General features: G+C 68.4%; 23 protein-coding genes and 1 riboswitch. Of the genes, 10 read left to right on the plus strand and 13 right to left on the minus strand.

The window, feature by feature from the left end; genetic code table 11:
• Window positions 1-86: 86 nt before the first annotated feature.
• The 3 genes from AC4GY7_RS14110 to AC4GY7_RS14120 all read right to left on the minus strand — a co-directional run bounded on the left by AC4GY7_RS14110 (window position 87) and on the right by AC4GY7_RS14120 (window position 3,382).
• Window positions 87-1,562 carry a phytoene desaturase gene (locus AC4GY7_RS14110; RefSeq protein ID WP_491115380.1) on the minus strand — a complete coding sequence of 492 codons (1,476 nt, stop codon included), beginning with the start codon at window positions 1,560-1,562 and terminating at the stop codon, window positions 87-89.
• A gap of 49 nt (window positions 1,563-1,611) precedes the next feature.
• The gene (gene crtY, locus AC4GY7_RS14115; RefSeq protein ID WP_491115215.1) at window positions 1,612-2,778 is read right to left on the minus strand and encodes a lycopene beta-cyclase CrtY; all 1,167 of its coding nucleotides are present in this window, start codon (window positions 2,776-2,778) and stop codon (window positions 1,612-1,614) included.
• A gap of 127 nt (window positions 2,779-2,905) precedes the next feature.
• Window positions 2,906-3,382: a lyase gene (locus tag AC4GY7_RS14120; RefSeq protein WP_491115217.1), complete on the minus strand. Its 477-nt coding sequence runs from the start codon at window positions 3,380-3,382 to the stop codon at window positions 2,906-2,908.
• A gap of 183 nt (window positions 3,383-3,565) precedes the next feature.
• Between AC4GY7_RS14120 and AC4GY7_RS14125 the strand changes: the two genes are divergently transcribed.
• From AC4GY7_RS14125 to AC4GY7_RS14140, 4 genes are all read left to right on the plus strand, one after another.
• Complete coding sequence (locus tag AC4GY7_RS14125; RefSeq protein ID WP_491115219.1) at window positions 3,566-4,072, plus strand: GNAT family N-acetyltransferase; 507 nt, start codon at window positions 3,566-3,568, stop codon at window positions 4,070-4,072.
• A 455-nt stretch (window positions 4,073-4,527) separates the two neighbouring features.
• Window positions 4,528-5,337, plus strand: a complete 810-nt coding sequence (locus AC4GY7_RS14130; RefSeq protein WP_491115221.1) for a sterol desaturase family protein — start codon at window positions 4,528-4,530, stop codon at window positions 5,335-5,337.
• Complete coding sequence (locus tag AC4GY7_RS14135; protein ID WP_443583647.1) at window positions 5,249-5,692, plus strand: DUF2141 domain-containing protein; 444 nt, start codon at window positions 5,249-5,251, stop codon at window positions 5,690-5,692. The genes AC4GY7_RS14130 and AC4GY7_RS14135 overlap by 89 nt, the downstream gene beginning before the upstream one ends.
• Window positions 5,693-5,759: 67 nt before the next feature.
• Complete coding sequence (locus tag AC4GY7_RS14140; protein WP_491115223.1) at window positions 5,760-6,644, plus strand: MipA/OmpV family protein; 885 nt, start codon at window positions 5,760-5,762, stop codon at window positions 6,642-6,644.
• Between the two features lie 33 nt (window positions 6,645-6,677).
• Here the strand turns inward: AC4GY7_RS14140 and AC4GY7_RS14145 are convergent, their stop codons facing one another.
• Together AC4GY7_RS14145 and AC4GY7_RS14150 are read right to left on the minus strand one after the other, a co-directional pair.
• Window positions 6,678-7,442: an anti-sigma factor gene (locus tag AC4GY7_RS14145; protein ID WP_491115225.1), complete on the minus strand. Its 765-nt coding sequence runs from the start codon at window positions 7,440-7,442 to the stop codon at window positions 6,678-6,680.
• Complete coding sequence (locus tag AC4GY7_RS14150) at window positions 7,432-8,016, minus strand: sigma-70 family RNA polymerase sigma factor (RefSeq protein ID WP_491115227.1); 585 nt, start codon at window positions 8,014-8,016, stop codon at window positions 7,432-7,434. Before AC4GY7_RS14150 ends, AC4GY7_RS14145 begins: the two co-directional genes overlap by 11 nt.
• A 207-nt stretch (window positions 8,017-8,223) precedes the next feature.
• On the opposite strand from AC4GY7_RS14150, the gene AC4GY7_RS14155 reads away from it, so the two are divergent.
• Together AC4GY7_RS14155 and AC4GY7_RS14160 are read left to right on the plus strand one after the other, a co-directional pair.
• Window positions 8,224-9,225, plus strand: coding sequence for a ferritin-like domain-containing protein (locus AC4GY7_RS14155; protein WP_491115229.1), 1,002 nt, complete (start codon window positions 8,224-8,226; stop codon window positions 9,223-9,225).
• A 17-nt stretch (window positions 9,226-9,242) separates the two neighbouring features.
• On the plus strand, window positions 9,243-10,280 hold the full coding sequence (locus AC4GY7_RS14160) for a ferritin-like domain-containing protein (protein ID WP_491115230.1): 1,038 nt from the start codon (window positions 9,243-9,245) through the stop codon (window positions 10,278-10,280).
• An 8-nt stretch (window positions 10,281-10,288) separates the two neighbouring features.
• On the opposite strand, the gene AC4GY7_RS14165 is transcribed toward AC4GY7_RS14160, so the two are convergent.
• The 3 genes from AC4GY7_RS14165 to AC4GY7_RS14175 form a co-directional block, all read right to left on the minus strand.
• Window positions 10,289-10,765 carry a PaaI family thioesterase gene (locus tag AC4GY7_RS14165; RefSeq protein WP_491115232.1) on the minus strand — a complete coding sequence of 159 codons (477 nt, stop codon included), beginning with the start codon at window positions 10,763-10,765 and terminating at the stop codon, window positions 10,289-10,291.
• Between the two features lie 326 nt (window positions 10,766-11,091).
• The gene (locus AC4GY7_RS14170) at window positions 11,092-11,463 is read right to left on the minus strand and encodes a VOC family protein (protein WP_491115234.1); all 372 of its coding nucleotides are present in this window, start codon (window positions 11,461-11,463) and stop codon (window positions 11,092-11,094) included.
• Window positions 11,464-11,552: 89 nt separating this feature from the next.
• Entirely contained in the window at window positions 11,553-12,242 is a 690-nt protein-coding gene (locus tag AC4GY7_RS14175) for a helix-turn-helix transcriptional regulator (protein ID WP_491115235.1), read from the minus strand.
• A 224-nt stretch (window positions 12,243-12,466) separates the two neighbouring features.
• On the opposite strand from AC4GY7_RS14175, the gene AC4GY7_RS14180 reads away from it, so the two are divergent.
• From AC4GY7_RS14180 to thiC, 3 genes are all read left to right on the plus strand, one after another.
• On the plus strand, window positions 12,467-13,564 hold the full coding sequence (locus AC4GY7_RS14180) for a ferritin-like domain-containing protein (RefSeq protein ID WP_491115237.1): 1,098 nt from the start codon (window positions 12,467-12,469) through the stop codon (window positions 13,562-13,564).
• A 47-nt stretch (window positions 13,565-13,611) separates the two neighbouring features.
• Entirely contained in the window at window positions 13,612-14,628 is a 1,017-nt protein-coding gene (locus AC4GY7_RS14185; protein ID WP_491115239.1) for a ferritin-like domain-containing protein, read from the plus strand.
• Between the two features lie 111 nt (window positions 14,629-14,739).
• Window positions 14,740-14,832: riboswitch (TPP riboswitch) on the plus strand.
• A 52-nt stretch (window positions 14,833-14,884) separates the two neighbouring features.
• Entirely contained in the window at window positions 14,885-16,783 is a 1,899-nt protein-coding gene (thiC, locus tag AC4GY7_RS14190; RefSeq protein WP_443583638.1) for a phosphomethylpyrimidine synthase ThiC, read from the plus strand.
• 42 nt (window positions 16,784-16,825) lie between these two features.
• On the opposite strand, the gene AC4GY7_RS14195 is transcribed toward thiC, so the two are convergent.
• Complete coding sequence (locus tag AC4GY7_RS14195) at window positions 16,826-17,977, minus strand: Fic family protein (protein WP_491115241.1); 1,152 nt, start codon at window positions 17,975-17,977, stop codon at window positions 16,826-16,828.
• Between the two features lie 227 nt (window positions 17,978-18,204).
• Here AC4GY7_RS14195 and AC4GY7_RS14200 point away from each other — a divergent pair, with 227 nt between their 5' ends.
• The gene (locus tag AC4GY7_RS14200; protein ID WP_491115243.1) at window positions 18,205-19,158 is read left to right on the plus strand and encodes a hypothetical protein; all 954 of its coding nucleotides are present in this window, start codon (window positions 18,205-18,207) and stop codon (window positions 19,156-19,158) included.
• Here AC4GY7_RS14200 and ung read toward each other — a convergent pair.
• The 4 genes from ung to pepN form a co-directional block, all read right to left on the minus strand.
• Window positions 19,088-19,780, minus strand: coding sequence for a uracil-DNA glycosylase (ung, locus tag AC4GY7_RS14205; protein WP_491115244.1), 693 nt, complete (start codon window positions 19,778-19,780; stop codon window positions 19,088-19,090). The genes AC4GY7_RS14200 and ung overlap by 71 nt on opposite strands.
• 1 nt (window position 19,781) lies before the next feature.
• Window positions 19,782-20,540, minus strand: a complete 759-nt coding sequence (locus AC4GY7_RS14210) for a sulfite exporter TauE/SafE family protein (protein WP_491115382.1) — start codon at window positions 20,538-20,540, stop codon at window positions 19,782-19,784.
• A 22-nt stretch (window positions 20,541-20,562) separates the two neighbouring features.
• On the minus strand, window positions 20,563-21,975 hold the full coding sequence (locus AC4GY7_RS14215) for a S41 family peptidase (protein WP_491115245.1): 1,413 nt from the start codon (window positions 21,973-21,975) through the stop codon (window positions 20,563-20,565).
• 120 nt (window positions 21,976-22,095) lie between these two features.
• Entirely contained in the window at window positions 22,096-24,720 is a 2,625-nt protein-coding gene (gene pepN, locus AC4GY7_RS14220; RefSeq protein ID WP_491115247.1) for an aminopeptidase N, read from the minus strand.
• Window positions 24,721-24,804: the final 84 nt, after the last annotated feature.

Consider the following 24,804-nt stretch of genomic DNA (forward strand, 5'->3'; position numbering starts at 1 on the left):
TACCCCAACGCAGGTTAGTCGCCGATGCGGCCGGGCGGACGCACGCGCACGTTCGCCGCGCCGCCGGTCCTTGGATGGGACCGGGTCTACCGTCCCCCCAGCATCAGCGCCGCGGTCGCCTTCGCACTGCCGACCACGCCCGGAATCCCCGCGCCCGGATGGGTGCCGGCCCCCACGAAATACAGGTTCGGGATATGGTCGTCGCGGTTGTGGACGCGGAAATAGGCGCTCTGCGTCAGGATCGGCTCCAGGCTGAACGCCGAGCCCATGTGCGCGTTGAGGTCGGTGGCGAAATCGCTCGGCGCATAGCTGAACTTGGTGACGATCCGCTCGTGGATGTCGGGGATCAGCCGCCGCCCGACCTCGTCGAGGATGCGCTTTTCCAGGATCGGCCCGACCTCGTTCCAGTCGACCGGGAACTTGCCCATGTGCGGCACCGGCGCCAGCGCGTAGAAGGTCGAATGCCCCTCGGGCGCCAGGCTCGGGTCGGTCACCGTCGGATGGTGCAGGTACAGCGAGAAATCCTGCGCCAGCACGCCATGGTCGTAGATATCCTCCAGCAGCCCTTTGTAGCGCGGGCCGAACAGGATCATGTGGTGCGGAATGCCGGGCCACGCGCCCTTGATGCCGAAATGCACCACGAACAGTGACGGCGAATAGCGCTTCTTTTCAAGGCTGCCGCGCGTCCGCTGCGCACTGCGCGACGTCGACAGCAGGTCGCGATAGGTGTGCATGATGTCGCTGTTCGCCGCCACCGCGTCGGCGGTCTGCGACCAGCCGCTTTGCGTCGTGATGCCGGTGACGCGGTCGCCCAGCGTCTCGATCGCGGTCACCGGATCGCCGAGCCGCAGCGTGCCGCCGATCCGCTGGAACTGCGCCACCATGCCCGCCACCAGCCGGTTGGTGCCGCCGCGCGCGAACCAGACGCCGCCGTCGCGCTCCAGCTTGTGGATCAGCGCATAGATCGCGCTGGTCGTCATCGGGTTGCCGCCGACCAGCAGGGTGTGGAAACTCAGCGCCTCGCGCAGCTTCTCGTTGGCGACATATTTGGACACGATCGAATAGACCGATCGCCACGCCTGGTATTTGGCGAGCGCCGGCGCCGCCTTCACCATCGAGGCGAAGTCGAGGAAGGCGACATGCCCCAGTTTTTCGTATCCCTCGCGATACACCCCTTCCGCATATTCGAGGAAACGGTGGTACCCGGCGACGTCGGCGGGGTTGAGCTTGCCGATCTCGCGCTGCAACGCTGCTTCGTCGTTCGAATAGTCGAAGTTGGTGCCGTCCGCCCAGTTCAGCCGGTAGAAGGGCGACACCGGCTCCAGCGTCACGTCCTCGGCCATGTCGCGCCCGGTCAGCGCCCACAATTCCTTCAGGCAGGCGGGATCGGTGATGACGGTCGGCCCGGCATCGAAGGTGAAGCCGTCACGCTCCCAATAATAGGCGCGGCCGCCCGGCTTGTCGCGCGCCTCGACGATCGTCGTCTGCACGCCTGCCGATTGCAGCCGGATCGCCAGCGCCAAACCGCCGAAGCCCGAACCGATGACGATTGCCGATTGCATGCTGTCCATTCCCTGTCTCGTCATCGCCACACCGTCCCCGGCCACACCGTCACCGCCATTGTGTCGTCCGCAATACCCTGATCGCGGCACCGACCGGCACCGGCGGCTTGCCGGTCAGGATCCGCGCCTTGTCCCTCAGGCTCGATCGCCCGGCATAGAAACGGGTGATGAGCGTCGGGTCCAGCCGGTAGAAGCGCTCGATGATGCGCCAGCGTTCCGCCGGATCGCCGGCGCGGAACATCATCGCGTTCAGCATCCGATAGAAGGCGCCGCGCTTCCACGCCGCCGCCGCATGATCGTGGGTGAAGCGTGCGAGCGCCCCGCCCGACAGGTCGGTCAGCCCGGCGATCCGTACCGCCAGCCGCACCGCATCGGGCAGCGAATAGCCCGTCGCCGGCTGGAACAGCCCGGCGCGCATCCCCGCCTTGGCGATGTTGCCGCCGGTCGAGCGCCAATAGGCGTCGAAATCCCCGCCCAGCGTGATCGGCAGCACCCCCGCCTCGCCGCGGACGATGGCCTCGACCTGCCAGCCCCGCTGCGCGGCATAATCGGCGATGCGCGCGCCGATCGCGGCGCCGTCCAGGTCGGGCGTGTCGCTGTAATAGGTATCCTCGACGAACATCGTCCGCTCGGCGAAGGGCAGGCAGTAGACGAAGCGATAGCCGTCGATCTGCGCGACCGTCGCGTCCATCACCGTCGGCCCGCCGGCACCGTGCGGCTCGCGCAGCGCCAGCTCCTGCCCGACGAACTTCTGCCAGCCGAGGTCCAGCGTGGCGAGGTCGCCCGGCCCGCGGCAATCGATCACGCCGCCCGCCTCCACCCGGTCGCCGTCGGCGAGCACCACCGCGGTGGCGGAGGCGGCGAGCACCTTGCGCCCCGTCATCACCGCCTGCGCCGGCAGCCGTTCGCGCACCACCGCGTCCAGCCGTTCGCTGGTCAGCGAATAATAGGTCGCATCGACCTGCCGCTTCAGCCGGGGAAAGGCGACGTCATAGCCGCGCCAGCCATGCACCACCAGCGGCGCGACCAGCCAGCGGTCCGCGCTCTCCACGTCGCTGCCGAAGAACGACCAGACATGATCGCCGCCGAACGCCGCCCCCGATTCGATGACGCGCACGTCGCAATCGGGCCGCTTCGCCTTGAGCGCCAGCGCGATCAGCCCACCGGCCAGCCCGCCGCCGACGATCGCCACGTCGCAAGGGATCGTCCTACCCATCGTTGAAGCGCCTAGCCGAAAGCGGAGCGGGCGAGAACCGGGATTTCTGAAGCGCGCGGGCGGGTGGGTGGATCACGCATGTCGGTGAGACATGGTCCGCTGCCGCCTGTTAGCGGTCATCCAGCGGCTAGAGGACGGATTTGCCACCTTCGCAAGCTGCCAAGGCGTCGCGCGCTAGCTGGTCGAGCCACTCGTTATCCGACGGCTGCGTCCAAGGCCGTAGCACATCCACCAAGGCGGGATCAGCAATCAACGCGGCCGCCTCGAACACGGGCATACTTACCTGTTCACCAGATAACGCCTCAAGAACGAGCGGTAGCGCCAAACTTGGATCACGCTGCGCAATACCGACAAGCGCCTCTGCGCGTACAAAGTCGTTTTCGTCCTTTGCTGCCGATAGCAGCGCCTCGCGGATGTAGAGCGTATCGGCTTCTTCTGATGCGAGAAGCATCGTCGCCCAGTCACGGTTGGAGAGGTCGTCATCCTGCGTCATTGCGATGAGCTGTCGCATGTTCTCGTCAGCGAATACCGAACCTGTGAGCGGCAGTTCCTCTGCCGCAACCGCTTTCAGAAAAGCTGAAGAGGGTTCGTAACGCTCAGCCACCCGACTTGCGTATCATGAACAAGAAATGTTCGCCAACTCCAAACTCAAGTACGGCTTGTCACGATTTTCACCCAGAATGTCGCAGCGCCGTCTGGGATCTGCTGACCTGAAGGCCGCTTTGTCAGGCCGCCCCGCGACTGTGTACCGTTCCAATCCCTTCCTGCCGCTCCTAGCCTGTTCGCCATGACCGCGCCCGCCCTCGCCACCGATCGCCTCTCGCTCGTCGCGCACCACCCCGAGCATCTCGACGCGCTGGCGGCGATGTGGGCCGAACCCGCCGTCTACGCGATGATTGGCGGCGTGGCGCGGAGTCGCGAGGAGGTGTGGCTGCGGCTGCTGCGTTCGATCGGGCAGTGGCAGGCGTTCGGCTATGGCAGCTGGGTGTGGCGCGATGCCGCCGGCACGGTCGTGGGCGAAGGCGGGCTGATGGAGGCGCGGCGCGCGATCGATCCGCCGCTGATCCTGCCCGAGGCGAACTGGGTGCTCGCGCCCGCCGTGCACGGCCGGGGCTATGCCGGGGAGGCGCTGACCGCGATCCTCGCCTGGGCGGCGACGCAGGGCATCGCGCGCACCACCTGCATCATCGATCCCGCCAACGCGCCATCGCTGCGGCTCGCGGCGAAGCTCGGCTACCGGCCGGCGCGCGATGCGGCGTACAACGGCCGGGCGGTATGCGTGCTGGAGCGGTGAACGGCGCCGGCGGGAGGCGTGTCGTGCAAGCATCGGTTTCGCGGCTTACCTCCCCCTCCGACCGCCTGCGGCGGCCACCTCCCCCTGGCGGGGGAGGGCGCCTATGGCTGGGATGGCTGCTGGCTTCGGGTAAAGGGGCATGCCCTCCCAATACCCTTCGTCACCCCGGACGTGTTCCGGGGTCCACCGTGCAGCGCAACCAATAGCGTATTGGTGTGCGGCACGGTGGATGCCGGACCAAGTCCGGCATGACGAAGGTTAAAAACCAGTGCCCGGGATCAGGCGGCCCATATGCGCCAGCCCTGCCCTGGCGGGGGGGGTAACCGCTTCCTCCCTCGCTTTAGCGGGGGAGGGGGCGTCTCCGCACGCACGACGCTCCCGGCTCACTGGCTACCGTCACCAGCCGACCCAATAAACACCTGCCCCCGCCGGCCCGTTTCCTTTATACCGCACCCATGCTGCTCGCCATCACCTTGTCCGCCCTGGCGATGACGCTGATCGTCGGGGTCCGCTACCTCATCGTCTCGGGCGCGTTCGCGGCGGCGACGCGGGTGCGGCATCCCGGCCTCTACCGTGGCCTCGATGCGCAGATGCGGCGCGAGATCGCCTGGAGCCTCGCCTCCGCCGCGATCTACGGCATCCCCGCCGGCGTCCTCGCCTGGGGGTGGAAGGCGCATGGCTGGACGCGCATCTACGAGGACGTGCACGCCCGGCCGCTATGGTATTTGCCGGTGTCGGTGCTCGCCTACCTGGTCCTCCACGACACTTGGTTCTACTGGACGCATCGCTGGATGCATCGGCCCGCGGTGTTCAAGGCGGCGCATGCGGTGCATCACGCCAGCCGCCCGCCGACCGCCTGGGCGGCGATGGCCTTCCACCCGATCGAGGCGGTGACCGGGGCTGTGGCAATTCCGCTACTGGTGCTGCTGATTCCGATCCACGTCGGCGCTCTGGGCTTCGTGCTGGCGGTGATGACGGTTATGGGTGTGACCAATCATATGGGGTGGGAGGTTTTCCCGCGGTTCATGTGGCGGGGGCCATTGGGGGCATGGCTGATCACCGCAAGCCATCATCAACGCCACCACGAGCAATACGGGTGTAACTATGGGCTCTATTTCCGCTTCTGGGATCGCCTGTGCGGCACCGACCGGGGGGTCGGTGATTTCGCGCGCTCGCATGCCCGGGCGGCGGCGCGTGGCCCGGCTGGCGGCGCTGCTGCCAGCGGCGGCGCTGGTGCTCGGCGCGGCGCCGATCGCGCGGCTTGACGTCGGCGTCGACCATATGCGCTCGGCCAAGGGGCTGCTGCGCGTCTGCCTGACCGCCGATCCGGATAATTTCCCCGCCTGCGTAGACGATGCCGATGCCATCACCCGTTCAGTGCCCGCCGGCGCGCACGCCATGCATTTCGACGGCCTGCCGCTCGGCAATTATGCGGTGGCGGTGATCCATGACGAGAACGGCAATGCCAAGCTCGATACCTTCGCCGGCATCCCGCGCGAAGGCTTCGGCTTTTCGCGCAATCCGGCGATCCGCTTCGGCCCGCCGCGCTTCGCCGCCGCCCGGTTCGCGGTGACGGGTGATGCAAACCGGCAACAGATCACGATGCGTTACATCCTCTAGTCCGAACGGTGGAGCCATAAGGGATCGCGCCGCGTTACGGCGACGTAACAGGTTCGGAGCCAACCCTTTGTCGTCCAAGTTTTTCCTGCCGCTGGCCGTTGCGGCTGCCACGGTCGCTGCGCCCGCCTTCGCCCAGGATGCGCAGGGGCTGCCGCCCGACACCGGCTCGGCCGCCACCGCGGCGCAGCTCGACGTCGATCGCGATATGATCACCGCGGGTGTCGCCGGCGTCTACCTGACCGATTACGAAGGCTCGAACGACTATCGCTTCGTGCCCGCGCCTGCGGCGATCGGCTCGATCAAGGGCTATGCCTTCACCCTCGCCGGCAACCGGCTCAGCGTCGATCTCATCCGCAACCAGCCGGGGCCGGTGTGGGACCTGCAGGCCGGGCCGATCGGCGTCGTCAACTTCAACCGCAACAGCGTCAAGAGCATCGACGATCGCCGCGTTCGCGCGCTGGGCGAGGTGGATACGGCGATCGAGCTCGGCGGCTATGTCGGCATCGGCAAGACCGGCGTCATCACCAGCCCCTATGACAAACTGTCGGTGACCGTCAGCTACCGCCACGACGTGGCGGGCGCGCACGACAGCGGCATCTGGCAGCCGAGCGTCAACTATCTGACGCCGCTCAGCACCAAGGCGGCGGTCGGCCTGTTCGCCTCCGCCGAGCGCGCCGGCCGCGGCTATGCCACCACCTATTTCTCGGTGTCGCCGCAGCAGACGGTCGCGAGCGGCCTGCCGACCTATTACGCGCGCGGCGGGTGGAAGAACTATACGCTGGGCGGCCTCGCCACCTATTCGCTGACCGGCAACCTGCTGCAGGGGTGGAAGGTCGTCGCCGGCGCCACCTACCGCCGCATGCTCAACGACTTCGCCAACAGCCCGCTGGTCAGCATCGCCGGTTCGAAGAACCAGTGGCTCGGCGCGGTCGGGATCGCCTACACCTTCTGACGCCGGGCGTCCCCTCCTGGGTCGGGAGGGGGCCTAACCGCTCAGCTTGCCCGTCGCCACCACCGGTCCGGTCGGCAGGCCGGTCGGCGATCCGCCGGCCGGTTCGATCGAGACGGCGAGCACCGTGTCCGCCGCCAGCACCGGGCGCAGCGCCGGCGCGACGGCGATCCGCGCCGCGCCCGCTGTCGGCAGCAGCCCCAGCGAGCGCGGCGGCTCGGCACCCCGGATCGCCCACAGCTCCGCCACCCGCCCGGCCGGCGCGGCCACCGCGCCCGCGATCCGCACCGTGCCGGCGGTGCGATCGTAGGCGGCCGCGATCGGCGCACCGCAGCCGCTCGGCACGATCGCGGCGAGCAGCGGCGGCGGCGCTGCCACGGGCACCGGCACCGGCACCGCCACGCGCACCGGCGCGGGCGGGGGGCGCAGCAGCAGCGTCGCGGTCACCGCCAGCAACAGGCAGGCGGCCATGGCGGCACCGATCGCCACCCGCCGCCAGCGTGCCGCCCGCTGCGCAGCCACCGGCGCGGCATCGTCGTTCGCCGCGCGGCCGCGCGCATCCAGCGTCGCCTCGATCCGCCGCGCCACCGCGGCCGGCGCCTCCACCCCGGGCCAAGCCGCGAACAGCGCCGCCAGCCGCGCCTGCCACCATTCCACCGCGATGGCGAAGCCGGGCTCGCGCGCCAGCCGCCGCAACGCCGCCTCGCGCTCGGCGCCGTCGAGCAGCCCCAGCGCCAGCTCCGCGGCAACGAGGTCGGGATCGGTCCCCGCTGGATCGGGCAGGGCGGGATCAGGCGGCATCCAGGCACCTCCGCAGCGCCAGCAACCCGCGCCGCACCCAGCTCTTCATCGTCCCCAGCGGCACCGCCTGCCGTTCGGCGAGTTCGGCATAGGTCAGCCCGCCGAAGAACGCGCTGCGGATCGCCGTGCGTTGCCGCCCCTCGATCGCATCCAGGCACAGGTGCAGCCGGGCGCGCGCCTCCTCCGCCAGCAGCACGTCGTCCTGCACCGGCGCAGCGTCGGGCAGCGCGTCGGCCGCCTCGACCGGCGCGGCCTGGCTGCGCCCCTGCCGCCGGCGCCAGTCGATCGCCCGGTTGCGCGCGATCGTCGCCAGCCAGGAAATCGGGCTCGCCCGCCCCGGTTGATAGGCGCCCGCGCGGTTCCAGATGGTGAGATATACGTCGTGCAGCACGTCCTCGGCACCCTGCCTGTCGTCGCAGATACGCAGGCAGATCCCGAAAAGCTTCGCCGATGTCGATTGGTACACCGCACGAAATGCCTCGCGATCCTCTTCGCCGGTACGGATCAGGGCGTCCACCAGGGCGGCGCGGGCAGCATCGGCCGGATTGGGGTCGGTCGCGGACACGGCGTCCATGGCTAACGTCACTTGCACCATCGGGCAACAACCCGTTGCGAACTTGCCGGTTTGATCCAGGTTCGATCGGATGTTCGGCGCTTTTCTTTTTCATCCTCCGCATCCTTTGCCGGGTCCGCGCGTACCTGATCGAAGTTAACCGGGTCGATCCGTGCAGTGGCACGGCGGCGGCGTTTGACGGAATTAGGTTGTGGGAGGTTGCTGACGATGACGCAGGCGGACCAGATCATCGAGGCGTTCGACGCGCGCGCCAGGCGGCGCGACGATCGTCGCGCATTCTTCAAAAACGCCATGGGCGTCGCGGCAGTGACCGCAGCCGGCGCGGCGGCGATGTCGATGGCGAGCGAGGCGGAGGCGCAGTCCACCGGCCCCTCCGAGATCGACGTGCTCAACTTCGCGCTGAACCTCGAATATCTCGAGGCGCAATTCTACAGCTATGCGGCGTTCGGCACCGGCCTGCCCAACAACCTGCTGACCGGCGGCGTCGGCACGCAGGGCGCGGTGGTCACCGGCACCGGCGCCGGCTCGGCCCGCCAAGTGCAGTTCAGCGATCCGGCGATCGCCGCCTATGCGCGGGAGATCGCGGCCGACGAGGTCGCGCACGTCACCTTCCTGCGCAATGCGATCGGCAGCGCCGCCTCGACCGCCGCGATGCCGCAGATCAACATCTCGGGATCGGCCGGCGGTGCCTTCGCCGCTGCGGCAGCCGCCGCCAGCCCGGCCATCACCGGCTTCGATCCCTATGCGGACGACAACAGCTTCCTGCTCGCCGCCTTCGTCTTCGAAGACGTCGGCGTCACCGCCTACAAGGGCGCAGCCGGCGCACTGTTCAACAACAAGACCTATCTGGAGGCGGCGGCCGGCATCCTGGCGGTAGAGGCGTATCACGCCGCGCTCGTCCGCACCGCGCTCTATGCGCGCGGGCTCAACACCCCGTCGCTGCGCACCACCGCCGACACCATCTCCAACCTGCGCGATTCGGTGGACGGCTCCACCGATCTCGACCAGGGCATCTCGCCGACGACCAACGCGACCGGCATCGTCGCCAACATCGCGCCGCTCGATCCCAGCGGCCTCGCCTTCAGCCGCACGCCGGCGCAGGTGCTCAACGTCGTCTACCTCAATCCGAAGTCGGTCACCGCGGGCGGATTCTTCCCCAACGGCATCAACAACGGCAACACCGCGCTCCGCGCGAGCGCAGCGAACTGATCGGAAGAGGACGCACCATGACCCAGGACAGCTCGGTCCTCGACATCGTCGACGCGACCATCGCCCGCCGCAATGCGCGCCGGGCCTTCATCAAGGCCGCAGCCGGCGGCGCCGCCGCCGTCGGCGGCCTCTCGCTGCTCGCCGCCTGCGGTGACGACGACGGCGCCATGTCGACGCCGTTTCCGACGCCGACCCCCACGGCGACCACGGCCAGCACCGACGTCGCCGTGCTCAATTTCGCGCTCAACCTCGAATATCTCGAGGCGCAATTCTACAGCTATGCGGCGTTCGGCACAGGCCTGTCGCCGGCCGTGCTCACCGGCACCGGCACGCAAGGAGCGGTCGTCACCGGCTCCGGCGCCGGCTTCCCGCGCGCGGTCGATTTCTCGGGCGATCCGCTGATCGGCCAGTATGCGCGTGAAATTGCGGGCGACGAGAATGCGCACGTCATCTACCTGCGCAATGCGCTCGGCGCGTCGGCGGTGGCACAGCCGGCGATCGACATCTCGGGCACCGCAACCGGCGCATTCACCGCTGCCGCCCGCGCGGCCGGGGTGGTCGGGGCGAACGCCACGTTCGATCCCTATGCCAGCCCGACCAACTTCCTGCTCGCCGCCTATATCTTCGAGGATATCGGCGTCACCGCCTACAAGGGCGCCTCGCCGGTGATCTCGGCGATGTACCTCGACGCGGCGGCCGGCATCCTGGCGGCGGAGGCCTATCATGCCGGTCTGGTGCGCACCGCGCTCTACACCCGCGGCGTCAGCAATGCCGACCTCATCACCGCCACCACCAAGATCTCCGACGCGCGCGACCTGCTCGACGGATCGGGTGACGATGACCAGGGCATCGCCGGCACCAACATCGGCGTCCTCGCCACCGCGGTATCGAACATCGTGCCGGCCGACACCAATGCGATCGCCTACAGCCGAACCACGCAACAGGTGCACAACATCGCCTATCTGAACGTCAACGGCTCTAACCGCACCCGCGGCGGATTCTTCCCGAGCGGCACCAACAATCCCAACCCGGCCTTCACCGTCGGCCTCGGATAACCGCACCGTCAGGGCTGGAGGGGCACTGTCCCTCCAGCCCCCGGCGTCTCGGCTTGCCCGATAGCGGCCATCGCAACGACCCGCACCGACGCGGTGGCACGCGCAACGCACCGACCATCGGCGTCCAGCAATTCCGCCTCCAGAAACGCGATCGTCTTCCCCGCTTCCACCACCCGGCCGATGCCGGTGAACCGGCCGGGCCGGGCAGGGCGCAGGTAGCTGACGTTGAGCGCGATCGTCGCGCCATAATGCATCCCGCCCGACCGCACGAGCAATGCGGGGCCCAGCGTATCGTCCAGCATCGCGGCGAGAAAACCGCCCTGGATGGTGCCACCCGGATTGCAGAAGGCGGGCAGCCCCTCCATCGTCACTCGCACCGTTCCCGCCGCCGGATCGGCCGCGACCAGCTGCCAGCCCAATGTATCGGCGCAGGGCGGGCGAGCGAAGCGCGCGAACAGCGCGTCGGCGGCTGTCGGTCCACCCATCATCCTCACTCCATCGATTACGACGCTTCCCGACACGCCTCCCGGTCTGGATGAGGGCTATCGCATATTGGCTGTCCAATCCGCGGTGGTGTTCTTCAACCTCCGTCATGCCGGACTTGGTCCGGCATCCACCGTGCCGCATACCCATACGCTACTAATTTTGCGGCGCGGTGGACCCCGGACCAAGTCCGGGGTGACGGGGGAATACCGGTCTGGCATGCCCCTCCACCCCAAGCCGGCAGCGGTTCAAGCTATATCCGATAACCCCTGCGGTCCAGGGAGGGGATTGGGCAGGTCGATCTCCACATCCGCCCCCCACGGCGCGCTCACACCGCCGACGGCGCAAAGACCCGCAGCCGGTGGCCATCATGATCGAGCGCGACGAAGGTCATGCCAAAGCTCATCGCAGTCGGCGCCTGTACGATCCTCAGGCCGCGCTGCCGCCAATCGGCGTGCATCGTCTCGACCGTCGCGGCATCGCGGACGGCAAAGGCGATCTCGCTCGCGCCCGTCCCGCCCGAACTCGCCGGCTCCACCGTTTCGCGCGACCACAGGCCCAGCATCACGCCCTCGCGCAGGGGCAGCAGCGCGATGTGCGGCTTCCGGTCGACGATCGGGATGCCCAGCAGCGCGTGGTACAAGGCCGCGCTGGCAGCCGGATCGGCGACATGCAGCAGCAGAAAATTGAACTCCGGCATCACGATCCCCTCATTCCTCGGCGGCGCGCAGGATCGGGCGCCGGCCGATGTACGGGGTACGACGCGTCACTGTCAGTTTCTGTCAGCAGTCATTGTTCGAGCACGTTCTGCACGGCATGCCATGCCTTCAGCAGCCTCGCGCGCCGCCCGGCGTAGCGTTCCGTCGTTGGATCGAGCGAGGCGATGCGATCGATCCTGAAATGCCGATAGCCGCCGCGCAGTTCGCACCAGGCGATGACGACGCGAACCCGATCGAAGAAGGCGAGGGCGAGCGGCCAGATCGTCCGCTCGGTGGTGCTCCCCCGTTCGTCCGCGTAACCGATCCGTATCTTGCATTCGGACCGGATCGCATGACGGATGGCGACGAGGTCGCTCTCCCGCGTCGCGATCCGTTCCCCGGGACCGATCAACAAGCCGGATGCCCCCATGCCCTCCTTCAGCGCCTCCGGCAGCACCGCACCGATCTTGGCGAGCACGTTGCGCGCGGCGGCGCCCAGCGCGCCGTCCGCCCGGTCCGACACCCATCGCGAGCCGAGCACCAGCGCCTCGATCTCCTCCTCGGAGAACATGAGCGGCGGCAGCAGGAAGCCCGGCCTCAGCACATAGCCCAGGCCCGCCTCGCCCTCGATATCGGCGCCCTGCGCCTTCAGCGTCTCGATGTCGCGATACACCGTGCGCAGCGACACGCCGAGATCGGCGGCCAGCACCGCGCCTGCCACCGGGCGGCGATGCCGGCGCAGCGCCTGGATCAGATCGAGCAGTCGCTGCGCGCGAGACATCGGCCATCGTCCTCCCGTTTGGCATCCTGCCATGCCATGGCAGCAGCGTGTCAAGGCGCCGGCGTGCCTGCGAAACGGGCGGCAGACGCGTCCATCGTGCCGCTCATCGCCTCCGACCGGCCGATTCGCACGCGTCCGGGCTTGACGCACCGGGCCGGATGCGGAACGGCTGCGGGCATCCTGGGCGGCTCGTTTCCGCCCGCGTCATGGGGAGAACCCGAGTAATGACCGCCCGAACCGATATCGACAGCGCCGTGATGACCGCGGCGCTCGACGCCCGCGTCGCCCGTCGCGAGGAACGCCGCGACTTCTTCCGCAACGCATTCGGCGCGATGGCGGTCACCGCCGCCGGCACCGCCGCGCTGACGCTGGCGCAGCGGGCCGAGGCGCAGACCACGACCTACACGGATCAGGATATCCTCAATTTTGCGTTGAACCTCGAATATCTCGAGGCGCAATTCTATGCCTACGCCACCACCGGTGCCGGCCTGCCCGCCAGCCTGCTCGGCGGCACCGGCACCGCAGGCGCGGTGCGCGGCGGCCAGCAGGTGCAGTTCAGCGATCCCGTCATCGCCCGCTACGCGCGTGAGATTGCGGCGGACGAACTCGCCCACGTCACCTATCTGCGCAACACGTTGGGGGCGAGCGTCGCGGTGGCGCAGCCGGTGATCGACATCTCGGTCGGGCCAGGCACCGCCTTTTCGCTCGCCGCGACCGCGGCCGGGCTGATCACCGCCGGCGGCACCTTCAATCCGTATGCCAGCGACGAGAATTTCCTGCTCGGCGCCTTCCTGTTCGAGGACGTCGGCGTCACCGCCTACAAGGGCGCGGCCCCGCTGCTCACCAAGACCTATGTCGAGGCGGCCGCCGGCATCCTCGCCGTCGAGGCCTATCATGCCGCGACGATCCGCAGCGAACTCTACCGCAAGGGGCTCGCCACCGGTTCGACGCTGATCGACCAGGCCGGCAAGATCTCCGACGCGCGCGACAGCCTGGATGGCGGCACCGATATCGACCAGGGCATCGCCGCACAGACGCGCACCGTCTCGGTCACGCCGACCCCGACGCCTTCGTCCACCGCGACGCCGACTCCGACGCCCACGCCCACGCCGACCTCCACGGCCACCCCGTCGCCGACGCCGACGCCCTCGGTGTCCTATACGGTGTCCAACATCGCGCCGGTCGATGCCAACGGCATCACCTACACCCGCACCCCCAACCAGGTGCTCAACATCGTCTACCTCAACGCCGCGGCGGCGAGCGCGGGCGGGTTCTTCCCCTCCGGCCTCAACGGCACGATCAAGGCGGCGGTCGCCTCCTGATCCGTCCGCTCGTCCCTCACCCTCGCGTATCCAGGGGATCTGACCCGATGACCGACCATTCGACCGACATCGCGCGCAACGCCGCCATCTTCGACAAGATCGCCGAACGCCGCGCCGAACGCCGCAATTTCCTGCGCTATGCCGGCGGCGCCGCCGCGTCGGCCGGCGCGCTGTCGCTGCTCAACGCCTGCGGCGGCGACACCGGCAGTTCGTCGCCCACGCCGACGCCCAGTGCGACCGTGCCCACCGTCGGCGCCGATGCCGACGTGCTCAATTTCGCGCTGAACCTCGAATATCTCGAGGCGCAATTCTACAGCTGGGCGGCGTTCGGCCAGCCGCTGTCCGCCGGCCTCACCTCCGGCATCGGCACGCTGGGCGCGGTGACCGGCGGTGCCGCCGTCAGCTTCTCCGATCCCATCGTCGCGCAATATGCGCGCGAGATCGCCTTCGACGAGATCCAGCACGTCGTCTTCCTCCGCTCCGTGCTCGGCAGTTCGGCGGTGGCGATGCCGGCGATCAACATCGCCGGCGATGCGACCGGCGCCTTCACCGCCGCCGCGCGCGCGGCGGGCGTCGTCGGTGCGACGGGGGTGTTCAACCCCTATGCCGACGACATCAGCTTCCTGCTCGGCGCCTATCTGTTCGAGGATGTCGGCGTGTCCGCGTACAAGGGCGCCTCGCCGCTCATCAACAATGCGGTGTTCCTTGAGGCGGCGGCCGGCATCCTCGCCACCGAAAGCTACCACGCCGGCCTGATCCGCTCGACGCTCTACCGCAAGGGCGTCGATGCGACCCAGGCGCTCTACAACCCCACCATCCTCAACAACGCCCGCCTCATCTCCGATGCGCGCGACAGCCTGGATGGCAGCGGCGATATCGACCAGGGCATCGGCGACGCAACCACGGCCAACATCGTCCCCACCGACACCAACGGCCTCGCCTACAGCCGGTCGACCGGCCAGGTGCTCAACATCGTCTACCTCAACAAGGCCGCGGTTGGATCGGGCGGGTTCTTCCCCTCGGGCGTCAACGGCAACATCCGCACCAGCGCCGCCAGCGGCTGACCTCGCACGCTCCTCCCCTGGGCAGCAGGGGAGGAGCGCGCAGTTAAGGGCTAGCCACAGGCGCGACGTTTCGATTGGCCAATGTCCCAAAAAGCGCGTACACCCTCCCCATCCCCGGGGGAGCGCGATAACCGGCGCTTGAGAGGAGGGCCGCAGCCCTCGACCCGCTGAACCTGATCCGGTTGACACCGGCGGAGGGAGGGAGCGGTCTCACACCCATGAACCGCCCGCTCTCCGTCCATTGGAGAGCAAGACCATGGCCGACGTTCCCGCCCGCACCGAAATCGGCGTCACCACCGGGCCGATCCGCGGATCGCACAAGGTCCACGTCGGCCCGCTGGGCGTCGCCATGCGCGAAATCCACCTCGACCCCGCCTCGGGCGAGCCGCCCCTGCGCGTCTACGACACGTCGGGTCCCTATACCGATCCCAACGCCCGCATCGACATCATGGCCGGCCTGCCGCAGCTGCGCCGCGACTGGATCATGGCCCGCGGCGACGTCGAGGCCTATGACGGCCGCGAGATCCGGCCGGAGGACAACGGCCAGCTCGGTCCCGACCGTTCGGGCGGCGTGCCGCAATTCCCCAACACCGTCCGCCGCCCCCTGCGGGCGAAAGCCGGCGCCAACGTCAGCCAGATGCACTACGCCCGCCGCGGCATCATCACGCCCGAGATGGAATATGTCGCGACCCGCGAAAACCTCGGCCGCGAGCGGCTGCGCGAATATGCCCGCGACGGCGAATCCTTCGGCGCCGCCATCCCCGATTTCGTGACGCCCGAATTCGTCCGCGACGAGGTCGCCCGCGGCCGCGCGATCATCCCCAACAACGTCAACCACCCCGAATCCGAACCGATGGCGATCGGCCGTAACTTCCTCGTGAAGATCAACGCCAACATCGGCAACAGCGCCGTCGCCAGCAACGTCGCCAGCGAAGTCGACAAGCTCGTCTGGTCGATCCGCTGGGGCGCCGACACGGTGATGGACCTGTCGACCGGCCGCAACATCCACGACACGCGCGAATGGATCATCCGCAACTCGCCCGTGCCCATCGGCACCGTCCCCATCTACCAGGCGCTGGAAAAGGTCGGCGGAATCGCCGAGGAGCTGACGTGGGAGATCTTCCGCGACACGCTGATCGAGCAGGCCGAGCAGGGCGTCGACTATTTCACCATCCACGCCGGCGTCCGCCTGCCCTACATCCCGATGACCGCCAAGCGCGTCACCGGCATCGTCAGCCGCGGCGGCAGCATCATGGCGAAATGGTGCCTCGCGCACCACAAGGAATCATTCCTCTACGAACGCTTCGACGAGATCACCGAGATCATGAAGGCGTATGACATCGCCTATTCCCTCGGCGACGGCCTGCGCCCCGGCAGCATCGCCGACGCCAACGACGAGGCGCAGTTCAGCGAGCTCTACACCTTGGGCGAGCTCACCCACCGCGCCTGGGCGCAGGACGTGCAGGTGATGATCGAAGGCCCCGGCCACGTGCCGATGCACAAGATCAAGGAAAACATGGACAAGCAGCTGGAGGTGTGCGGCGAAGCGCCCTTCTACACTTTGGGGCCGCTCACCACCGATATCGCGCCGGGCTACGACCACATCACCAGCGGCATCGGTGCGGCGATGATCGGCTGGTACGGCACGGCGATGCTCTGCTACGTCACGCCCAAGGAGCATCTCGGCCTGCCCGATCGCGACGACGTGAAGGTCGGCGTGGTCACCTACAAGCTCGCCGCCCACGCCGCCGACCTCGCCAAGGGCCACCCCGCCGCCAAGCTGCGCGACGACGCCCTCAGCCGCGCCCGCTTCGAATTCCGCTGGCGCGACCAGTTCAACCTGAGCCTCGACCCCGACACGGCCGAGCAGTACCACGACCAGACCCTCCCCGCGGAAGGCGCCAAGACCGCCCACTTCTGCTCGATGTGCGGCCCCAAATTCTGCAGCATGAAGATCACCCAGGAAGTCCGCGACTTCGCCGCAAAGCAGAATGCTCCGGTAGACACCTTCGTCGCAGCGGACGCCGCCGACGCGGATCGCGCCCTGTTCGCCGGCGGCAAGTCCGCGGCAGCGGACGCCGAAGCCGGCATGGCCGCGATGAGCGAGCGCTTCCGCGAGAAGGGGAGCGAGGTGTATCTGCCGGCGGCGGAGTAGCGGCCGGCGCAGGACCGCGCCGCTTCCAAGCCGAAGACGATCTTACCCGACCTGCAAGACTTCCAATATGCCGGGGAAGCGGATCAGCTTGGGGTAACTGCCTTCGACCTCTTCGGCTACGCCTTGGGCGATAAGTTCGCGCACATTGTTCGCGGCGCCTTGCCACGTCACGTCCAAGGCGTCGGCAAGGTCAGTGATCGACTGCACCGGTCTTGCGAAGGCGAGATCGATGATGCGCAGCATCAAGGCAGATCGTCGAGCCGTCTGGAATCGTTCACGATAGTGGCGCTGGAGGTCTTGCAGGCGTTCGACCACTGCGATCGTTTCTTCTGCCGACGCGGCAACGGCTTCTAAAAAGAAGGCGATCCATTCTTCCCACGCGCCGTCTCGCGATACGGCGTACATCAGGTCGATGTAGCGATCCTTGTGCCGTTCGAGATACGGGCTCATGTAGAGAAGCGGTTGCGGTAGCGTGCCATTGTCAAGCAGCATCAGCGTGATGAGCATTCGCCCAACGCGTCCGTTGCCATCCGCGAAGGGATGGATTGCCTCGAACTGATAATGGGCCAGCGCCGCATCGATTAATGGCGACGGCCTTTCTTCGCGGTTGACGAATGCCATCAGCGTGTCGAGCGCACGGGGCGTTTCGGCAGGCGGAGCGGGGATGAAGCGTGCGCTATCGATGCGTCCACGTCCTCCGATCCAATTCTGGTCGCGTTTCAACTCGCCCGCTTCGACGCTGGCACCACGGTGGCGCGCCACATCGGCCAGCAGAATGCGATGCGCATCGCGGATCAGCCGCGTCGAGATAGGAAGAATCGCCAGCCCCTCGATCGCGCCTTCCAACGCTCGTACGTAGTTGGCGACTTCGCGTGTATCGCCACGGATCGCGGCATCGCTGGCGCCGGCTTCGAACAGAAACAGATCCGACAATGTCGTGTACGTCCCTTCCATACTGGAGGACGAGACGGCTTCACGCCGCTGCAGGAGGCGGACGAGCAAGAGGGGATTCGATACGGTCCGACCGATGCCCTTCAGTTCGCCCACGGCTTGCGTCGCCCGCGTCAGTTCGGGCAATATACGCTGCACATCTATGGTATCCGGCGGCAGGGGCGCCGGGACAAAGGCCTTGCGATTGCCGATAGTCGCGATGAGCGAACCGGTAGCCCGGTCCAAAAAGCCGTTGCGATCCATTGGACGGACCTACAATCCTCCTACGCCACTTTCAACGAAAAGCCGTTTTCGTTGAAAGTGGCTTTGCAACTTTCAACATCCGTATGAAACCACGACCGGTCGGCGTCCTGTCACGCCACCCCCACGCCCGCTGATGGATGCCCCCACGCCACACCGCGGCGGCAATCCACCCGCCGTACCGCCGGCGCCGCTTCCTTTGTTGGATCGATCGTGCCTCATAGGCGGGCATGACCCATGCACGCCGTCGCGCCGCCCCGCGGCCCTCCGCCCGTCCGGCCCGCCGCGTCGAGCCGCTCGATCCGCCGCTGTTCACCGGTGCCGATGACTTCGACCCTGCCGAGGTCCGCCACCGCCACGATGGCTGGACGCCGGAGCGGCAGACCGGCTTCATCCACGCCCTCGCCGAATCGGGCTGCGTCGCAGAGGCGTGCAAGCGCGTCGGGATCAGCACCACCGGGGCCTATGCCCTGCGACGGCGCGTCGAGGCGCAAAGCTTTCGCCTCGCCTGGGACCTGGCGCTCGATCATGCCATCCAGCGGCTTGCCGACGCCGCCTTCTCGCGCGCGCTGCACGGCGTCGCACAGCCGATCTTCTACCAGGGCGAGCAGATCGGTGAACGCCGCCGCTATGACGAACGGCTGACCATGTTCCTGCTGCGCTATCGCGACCCGGTGCGCTACGGCGCATGGCTGGACGGCTGCCGGGCGGAGCGCGCGCCCGATGCGGCGGCGATCACGCTCGCACAGATGACCGACGCGGTGGAGGCCGATGCCTACGCCCGCGATGCCGGCGACCGGCCGCCGCCGCCGCGCCATCGCCACCAGCCCGCACGCTACGTCACCGAGGCGGAAGAGAAGGAGCAGCAGGAGCGCGCCGCCCGCGCCCGCGAGGAGGCCGAGGAGCGGCAGGACGAGGCGCGCCGCGAGGCCGAATGGAACGCCTTTTTGGAAACGCGGGCGGGGCGGCCCGATCCCGGAGCCGATTGCGACGGGGACGTGCCGTCAACTTCGCCAACTTCCGCCCCGTCGACAGCCCTGTCGACAGCCCTGTCGACAGCCGTGCCGACAGCCGTGCCGACAGCCGTGCCGGCACCCGCGCCGTCCGCCGCCGTCACGCGTCCGGCAGCGCCCAATCCACCGGCGCCACGCCGTGACTCTCCAGAAAGGCGTTGGTCCGGCTGAACGGGCGGCTGCCGAACCAGCCCTTGTAGGCCGACAGCGGCGAGGGATGCGGCGCGGCGAGCACCAGATGCGCGCCGCCTTGCTCCACCGTCCGCACGAAGCTCGCCTTGGCCTGCGCATGCGCGCCCCACAGCAGGAAGACGACCGGTTCCGGTTTGGCGGCGACCGCGCGGATCACCGCATCGGTGAATCGCTCCCAGCCGCGGGCGCGGTGGGAGGCGGCCTTGCCGCTCTCCACGGTCATCACCGTGTTGAGCAGCAGCACGCCGGCCCGCGCCCAATGCTCCAGATGGCCGTGGCGCGGCGGTGCGATGCCGAGGTCGGCGTCCAGCTCTTTGTAAATGTTGATAAGGCTCGGCGGCACCTTGACGCCGCGCTGCACCGAAAAGGCGAGGCCGTGCGCCTGCCCCGGTCCATGATAGGGGTCCTGCCCCAGGATCACGACCTTGACGCGCGGCAATGGCGTCAGCTCCAGCGCACGGAACCGGTCCGCCGCGGGGGGAAAGATCGCCTTGCCCGCCGCCGCTTCGGCCGCGAGGAAGGCATCGAGCGCCGCCATGCTCGGGCAGGCCAGCGCCTCGGCGAGCGGCGCCATCCAGCTCGGGTCGATCCGCGGTGTCATCCTATCCTCCGATCCCGTCCCACAGCAGTTTCGCGCCGAGCAGCACCATCAGCGCATAGACGATGCCATAGAAGCGCTGCGGGCTCATCCGCCGGATCACCCACACCCCGGCCAGCGTGCTCGCGATCGCCAGCGGCAGCAGCGCCGCCGACGCGATCAGCGATTGGCGGGTGAACGCCCCCAGCGCCAGATACGCCGGCACCTTCGCCCAGTTGACGATGGCGAACAGGATCGCGCCGGTGCCGACGAAGCGCTCGTGCGGCAGCTTGCGCGGCGCCACCCACATCTGGAACGGCGGGCCGCCGGCATGGGCGATCTGGCTGGCGAAGCCCATGCCGAGGCCGAACAGGCTGCCGACCCAGCCCGGCGAGCGCGACGCGGCGACCGCCCGGCCACCGCGCTCGATCCACAGCCGCCACAGGCCGAAGCCGAGCGTGATGCCGCCCAGCATCGCCATTACCGCCGGCGTCGGCAGCACCGCGGCAAAGGCCCAGCCGGCGGCGATGCCGGCGAGCGCGCCCGGCAGCATCCAGCCGATCACCCAGCCGTCCCACGTCCGCCGGAACGCCCAGACGCTGACGGCATCCTGCACCACCAGGATGGGCAGCAGGATCGCGGCCGCTTCCACCGGCGGCACGGCGAGCGCGAGGAACGGCGTGCCGAGCGCGCCCAATCCCGACAGCCCGCCCTTGGCGAGGCCGACCAGGATCACCGCCAGCGCGGCCATGGCGAGGAACAGGGGATCGTCGAGCACAGGCAGCCGGTTAGCCGCCGGGCACGGCTTAGAACAGCCCCGGCACCTCACGCTGCGCCGGCGACATCTTCGCCGGATCGGGCTGCAACGCCTCGCGGCTCAACGGCACCGACAGCGCGCGCGCCTCGGCGCTCGCCGTCGCGGAGCCACCGATCGGCGTGCAGCTCTTGCCTTGCAGGAAGTCGAGCGCTGCCCGCGTCGAGGCTTCGCGCGGATCGCCCATCGGATAGTTGATGTCGTCCGCGGCGCGGCAACTCGCCTCCACCGTGCCGGCGAGGCCGCTGTAATAGGCGCCCTGCCGCGCCGCATTCTGGAGGGCGAAGGCGATGACCCGCAGCCGGTCGTCGCACTCGCTCCTGTCGAGCGCGATCTGGCCGACCGGCTTGCCATAGGTGTTGCTGCCGATCAGCCCGGCATTCGCGTGCAGATAGGGGATGAAGGCGTTGATGACATATTCGCTCGCCGAGGCGGTGGCGCCGGCACCGATGAAGGCGATGCGGGTCGCCGCGACCGATTGCGGCTGCGGGTTGAAATAGGTCGTCGTGTTGCGCGCCGCCTTTTCGGAGCGGAAGGTGGTATAGGTCATCACCTCCGACGTCTGGCGGTTGGCACCGAGCAGGTTGCTCATCAGCTCGGCGACGTTGATCAGCCCGCCGCCGTTGTAGCGCAGGTCGACGACGATGTTGGTGATGCCGGCCGACCGGAATTGCGCAAAGGCGGCGCGCAAGGCGGGATCGGCGGTGTCGATGAAGGTGCGCAGGTTGACATAGCCGTAGCGCTGGCCGCCGTCGGTGATGATCTGCGCGCCATAGCGGCTCGATACCGGCGCCAGCGTGAAGTCCGCCTTGGCCACCGACACATTGCGTGTGCCGCTGCCATCGCGGATCTGGAACACGCGGGCCGTCCCCGCCGTGTTCGGACCCAGCGCATCACTCAGTGCGGAGCCGCCGGCGGCATACAGGCTGCTCACCGTCTGCAGATTGCCGGTGGTGGTGCCGATCGCCAGGATCTCCGCCCCGCGATCGATCCCCGCGGCAAGCGCCGGCGCGCCTTCGAACGCCTCGGTCACCTGCAACCGCCCGCTGCCGTCGATCGCCAGCCGCCAGCCGAAGCCGGCGCTGGATCCCGATCCGTAATAGGCGTTCTCGCTCTTGATCGAGGTCAGGTAGGTGAAATAGCGGTCCTTGCCCTGCCCCCGCGCCGTCGCGGTCAGCGCGTTCAGGTAATCCGGGACGGTGCCATAGCCGGCGGGATCGAGACTGGCGGGCAGGGTGTCGGGGAACAGGTACCATTCGCGCATCTGCGCGTTCACCCAGTCCTGCCGCTCACGCAGCGAACAGCCCGCCGTCGTGACGGTGCCGCCGCTCGCCGCGGTGCTGCCCGACCCGCCACCGCCACCGCCACCGCCATCGCCGCCGCAGCCCGCCAGAAGCGCGCTCATCGCTACCGCCGCAACCCAACGCCTTACTACCACGGACGACTCTCCCAGCCCGACGGCCGGAGCGTAGGCCGGCCGCCGCCGACCGGCAATGCTTATCCGCTCACCTGGGATAAGCCCCAATCAGCCCAGGCTTTTCGATGCCTGCTCGAACAGGTCCCTGGACAGGCCGGGCGTTGCGACGATCCGCTCCAGCTCGGCGCGCATCAGCGCCGATCGGCCGGCGTCGAAGCGGCGCCAGCGGCCGAGCGGCGGCAGCAGCTTCGCCGCGGTCTGCGGGTTCAGCTTGTCGAGCGCGATCAATTGGTCGGCAAGGAAGCGATAGCCCGAACCGTCCACGGCGTTGAATGCCCGCTGGTTGGCCCCGAACGCCCCGACCAGCGATCGCGCCCGGTTGGGGTTGGCGAGCGTGAAGTCGGGATGCTGCGCCAGCATCGCCACCGCCTGGCCGGTGTCGTCGCGCGACGACAGCGCCTGCGTCTGGAACCATTTGTCGATGACCAGGCTGTTGCCGGCATAGCGGTTGTAGAAGATGTCGAGCGCCGCCTCGCGCTCGTCGGCCTTGCCGTTGGCGAGCGTGGTCAGCGCGCCCTGCCGGTCGGTCATGTTGTCCGCCGCCTCGAACTGGCGGAAGGCGAGGGTGGCGGCATCGGCTGCGCCGCTCGCCGCGATATAGCCGAGCGCGACGCTGCGCAGCCGCCGCGCGCCCTTGGCGGCGGGCGAATAGACGTACGGACCGCCCGGCGCCTGCGCATAGGCATCGCGCCATTGCTGGATCAGCGCTTCGCCGAGGTCGCGGCGCAGCGCCTCGCGCGCTCGAAAAATCGCCTCCGGATCGACCAGCGCCAGCTGATCGCCGACGAAGCTTTCGGACGGCAACAGCACCGCTTCCGCGACAAAGGCGGGATCGAGCGTCCGGTCGGCGAGCGTATTGGCGACTGCGGTCACCACGGCATCATGGTCGGCGCGGCCCTCGACGGCGCCGGCCACCAGCGTGTCGAGCATCAGCTGCTGCATCGCCTCGTAGCGGGCGAAGGGATCGTCGTCCTGCGCGCTGAGGAAAGCGAGTTCGGCGGCGCTGCGGTCGCTTTCGATGATGACCGGTGCCGAAAAGCCGCGATTGATCGACAGCACGGGGCGTTCGGTGATGCCGTCGAAGACGATGGTGCTCGACGCCTCGTTCAGAAGCACCAGCTGCTCGTCACCGAGCGCGCGACCGGTTTCGCCGCCGAACAGCTTGATCTTGAGCGGCAACACCATCGGCTGCTTGTCGGGCTGGCCCGGCGTCCCCGGCACGTGCTGGGCGAGGCGCAGGGTGGCCCGCCCCTCACCCGCGACATGGGACAGGCTGGCGGCGACGCGCGGCGTGCCGGCCTGGGAATACCAGAGGCGGAACTGCGCCAGGTCCACGCCGCTCGCCTCTTCCATGCAGGCGACGAAATCCTCGCAGGTCGCCGCCGTCCCGTCGAAACGCTGGAAGTAGAGGTCGGTCGCCGCGCGGAACGCCGTCGGACCCAGGATGGTCGCCATCATCCGGATCAGCTCGGCGCCCTTGTTGTAGATCGTCGCGGTGTAGAAATTGCTGATCTCAAGGTAGCTTTCGGGGCGCACCGGATGGGCGAGCGGCCCGGCATCCTCGGGGAATTGCGCCGCGCGAAGCCCGCGGACATCCTCGATCCGCTTGACCGCGGCAGACCCCTGGTCCGCTGAAAAGCCCTGGTCGCGATAGACGGTGAAGCCTTCCTTCAGCGACAGCTGGAACCAGTCGCGGCAGGTGATGCGGTTGCCCGACCAATTGTGGAAATATTCGTGCGCCACCACCGCGGCGATCGCGTCGTAATCGTAATCGGTGGCGGTGTCGGGATCGGCGAGGATGTAGCGGCTGTTGAAGATGTTAAGCCCCTTGTTCTCCATCGCGCCGAAGTTGAAATCGTCCACGGCGACGATGTTGAACACGTCGAGGTCGTATTCGCGGCCGTAGACGCGCTCGTCCCACGCCATCGACAGCTTGAGCGCGTGGAGCGCATGATGCGTCTTGTCGATATCGGCGGCGCGCACCCAGATGCCGAGCGCGACCTCGCGGCCCGATTGCGTGGTGAAGCTGCCGCGATTAACCGCCAGGTCGCCCGCCACCAGCGCGAACAGATAGGAGGGTTTGGGGAAGGGGTCGTTCCATTCCGCCCAGTGGCGTCCATCGGCCAGATCCCCCGCATCGACCGGATCGCCGTTGGCCAGCAGCACCGGATAGCGCGCCTTGTCCGCCACCAGTCGCACGCTGTAGCGGGTCAGCACATCGGGACGATCGGGGAAATAGGTGATCCGCCGGAACCCCTCCGCCTCGCATTGCGTGCACAGGATGCCGCCGCTGGCATAGAGGCCCATCAGCTGCGTGTTGCGGTCGGGCGCGATGACCACTTCGGTTTCGATGCTATGGGCATCGCCGGCCAGCGGCACGACCAGCTGCTCGCCTTCGATCCGCCAGTCGTTCACGGCGACGCCGTCGACGCGCACCGCGAGCGGTTCCTGCCCCGCACCGTCCAGCCGCAGCGGCTCGCCCGCCGCGCCGTTGCGCGTCACCGACAATGTCGCCGTCACCCGCGTCGCGGCGGGATCAAGGTCGAATATCAAGCGCATATCCGGCACCATCCACACCGGCGGGTGGTAATCGTGCCGCCCGATCGCCTGGGGTGCACCCCCTGCGGGCGCCTGATGAACGGGCTGGGCGATGGATTGCGAGACGTCGAGCATGTCTCCTTTATAGGAGCGCGGGCGCGGCCTGCCAGTCCTTCTGCCGACGACTTGCATGGGGCGGCGGCGCTGTTACGGTACGGG

It is taken from the genome of Sphingomonas sp. SP5, from assembly GCF_058313455.1.

Bases quoted from the DNA above. Each gene is read 5' to 3' on its own strand.
- thiC (WP_443583638.1), top strand. From the start codon at position 14,885: ATGGCCGACGTTCCCGCCCGCACCGAAATCGGCGTCACCACCGGGCCG.
- AC4GY7_RS14170 (WP_491115234.1), bottom strand. From the start codon at position 11,463: ATGCCGGAGTTCAATTTTCTGCTGCTGCATGTCGCCGATCCGGCTGCC.
- AC4GY7_RS14200 (WP_491115243.1), top strand. From the start codon at position 18,205: ATGACCCATGCACGCCGTCGCGCCGCCCCGCGGCCCTCCGCCCGTCCG.
- AC4GY7_RS14130 (WP_491115221.1), top strand. From the start codon at position 4,528: ATGCTGCTCGCCATCACCTTGTCCGCCCTGGCGATGACGCTGATCGTC.
- AC4GY7_RS14180 (WP_491115237.1), top strand. From the start codon at position 12,467: ATGACCGCCCGAACCGATATCGACAGCGCCGTGATGACCGCGGCGCTC.
- crtY (WP_491115215.1), bottom strand. From the start codon at position 2,778: ATGGGTAGGACGATCCCTTGCGACGTGGCGATCGTCGGCGGCGGGCTG.
- AC4GY7_RS14185 (WP_491115239.1), top strand. From the start codon at position 13,612: ATGACCGACCATTCGACCGACATCGCGCGCAACGCCGCCATCTTCGAC.
- AC4GY7_RS14110 (WP_491115380.1), bottom strand. From the start codon at position 1,562: ATGCAATCGGCAATCGTCATCGGTTCGGGCTTCGGCGGTTTGGCGCTG.
- AC4GY7_RS14125 (WP_491115219.1), top strand. From the start codon at position 3,566: ATGACCGCGCCCGCCCTCGCCACCGATCGCCTCTCGCTCGTCGCGCAC.
- AC4GY7_RS14175 (WP_491115235.1), bottom strand. From the start codon at position 12,242: ATGTCTCGCGCGCAGCGACTGCTCGATCTGATCCAGGCGCTGCGCCGG.
- AC4GY7_RS14160 (WP_491115230.1), top strand. From the start codon at position 9,243: ATGACCCAGGACAGCTCGGTCCTCGACATCGTCGACGCGACCATCGCC.
- AC4GY7_RS14155 (WP_491115229.1), top strand. From the start codon at position 8,224: ATGACGCAGGCGGACCAGATCATCGAGGCGTTCGACGCGCGCGCCAGG.
- AC4GY7_RS14145 (WP_491115225.1), bottom strand. From the start codon at position 7,442: ATGCCGCCTGATCCCGCCCTGCCCGATCCAGCGGGGACCGATCCCGAC.
- AC4GY7_RS14215 (WP_491115245.1), bottom strand. From the start codon at position 21,975: ATGAGCGCGCTTCTGGCGGGCTGCGGCGGCGATGGCGGTGGCGGTGGC.
- ung (WP_491115244.1), bottom strand. From the start codon at position 19,780: ATGACACCGCGGATCGACCCGAGCTGGATGGCGCCGCTCGCCGAGGCG.
- pepN (WP_491115247.1), bottom strand. From the start codon at position 24,720: ATGCTCGACGTCTCGCAATCCATCGCCCAGCCCGTTCATCAGGCGCCC.
- AC4GY7_RS14195 (WP_491115241.1), bottom strand. From the start codon at position 17,977: ATGGATCGCAACGGCTTTTTGGACCGGGCTACCGGTTCGCTCATCGCG.
- AC4GY7_RS14135 (WP_443583647.1), top strand. From the start codon at position 5,249: ATGCCCGGGCGGCGGCGCGTGGCCCGGCTGGCGGCGCTGCTGCCAGCG.
- AC4GY7_RS14165 (WP_491115232.1), bottom strand. From the start codon at position 10,765: ATGGGTGGACCGACAGCCGCCGACGCGCTGTTCGCGCGCTTCGCTCGC.
- AC4GY7_RS14150 (WP_491115227.1), bottom strand. From the start codon at position 8,016: ATGGACGCCGTGTCCGCGACCGACCCCAATCCGGCCGATGCTGCCCGC.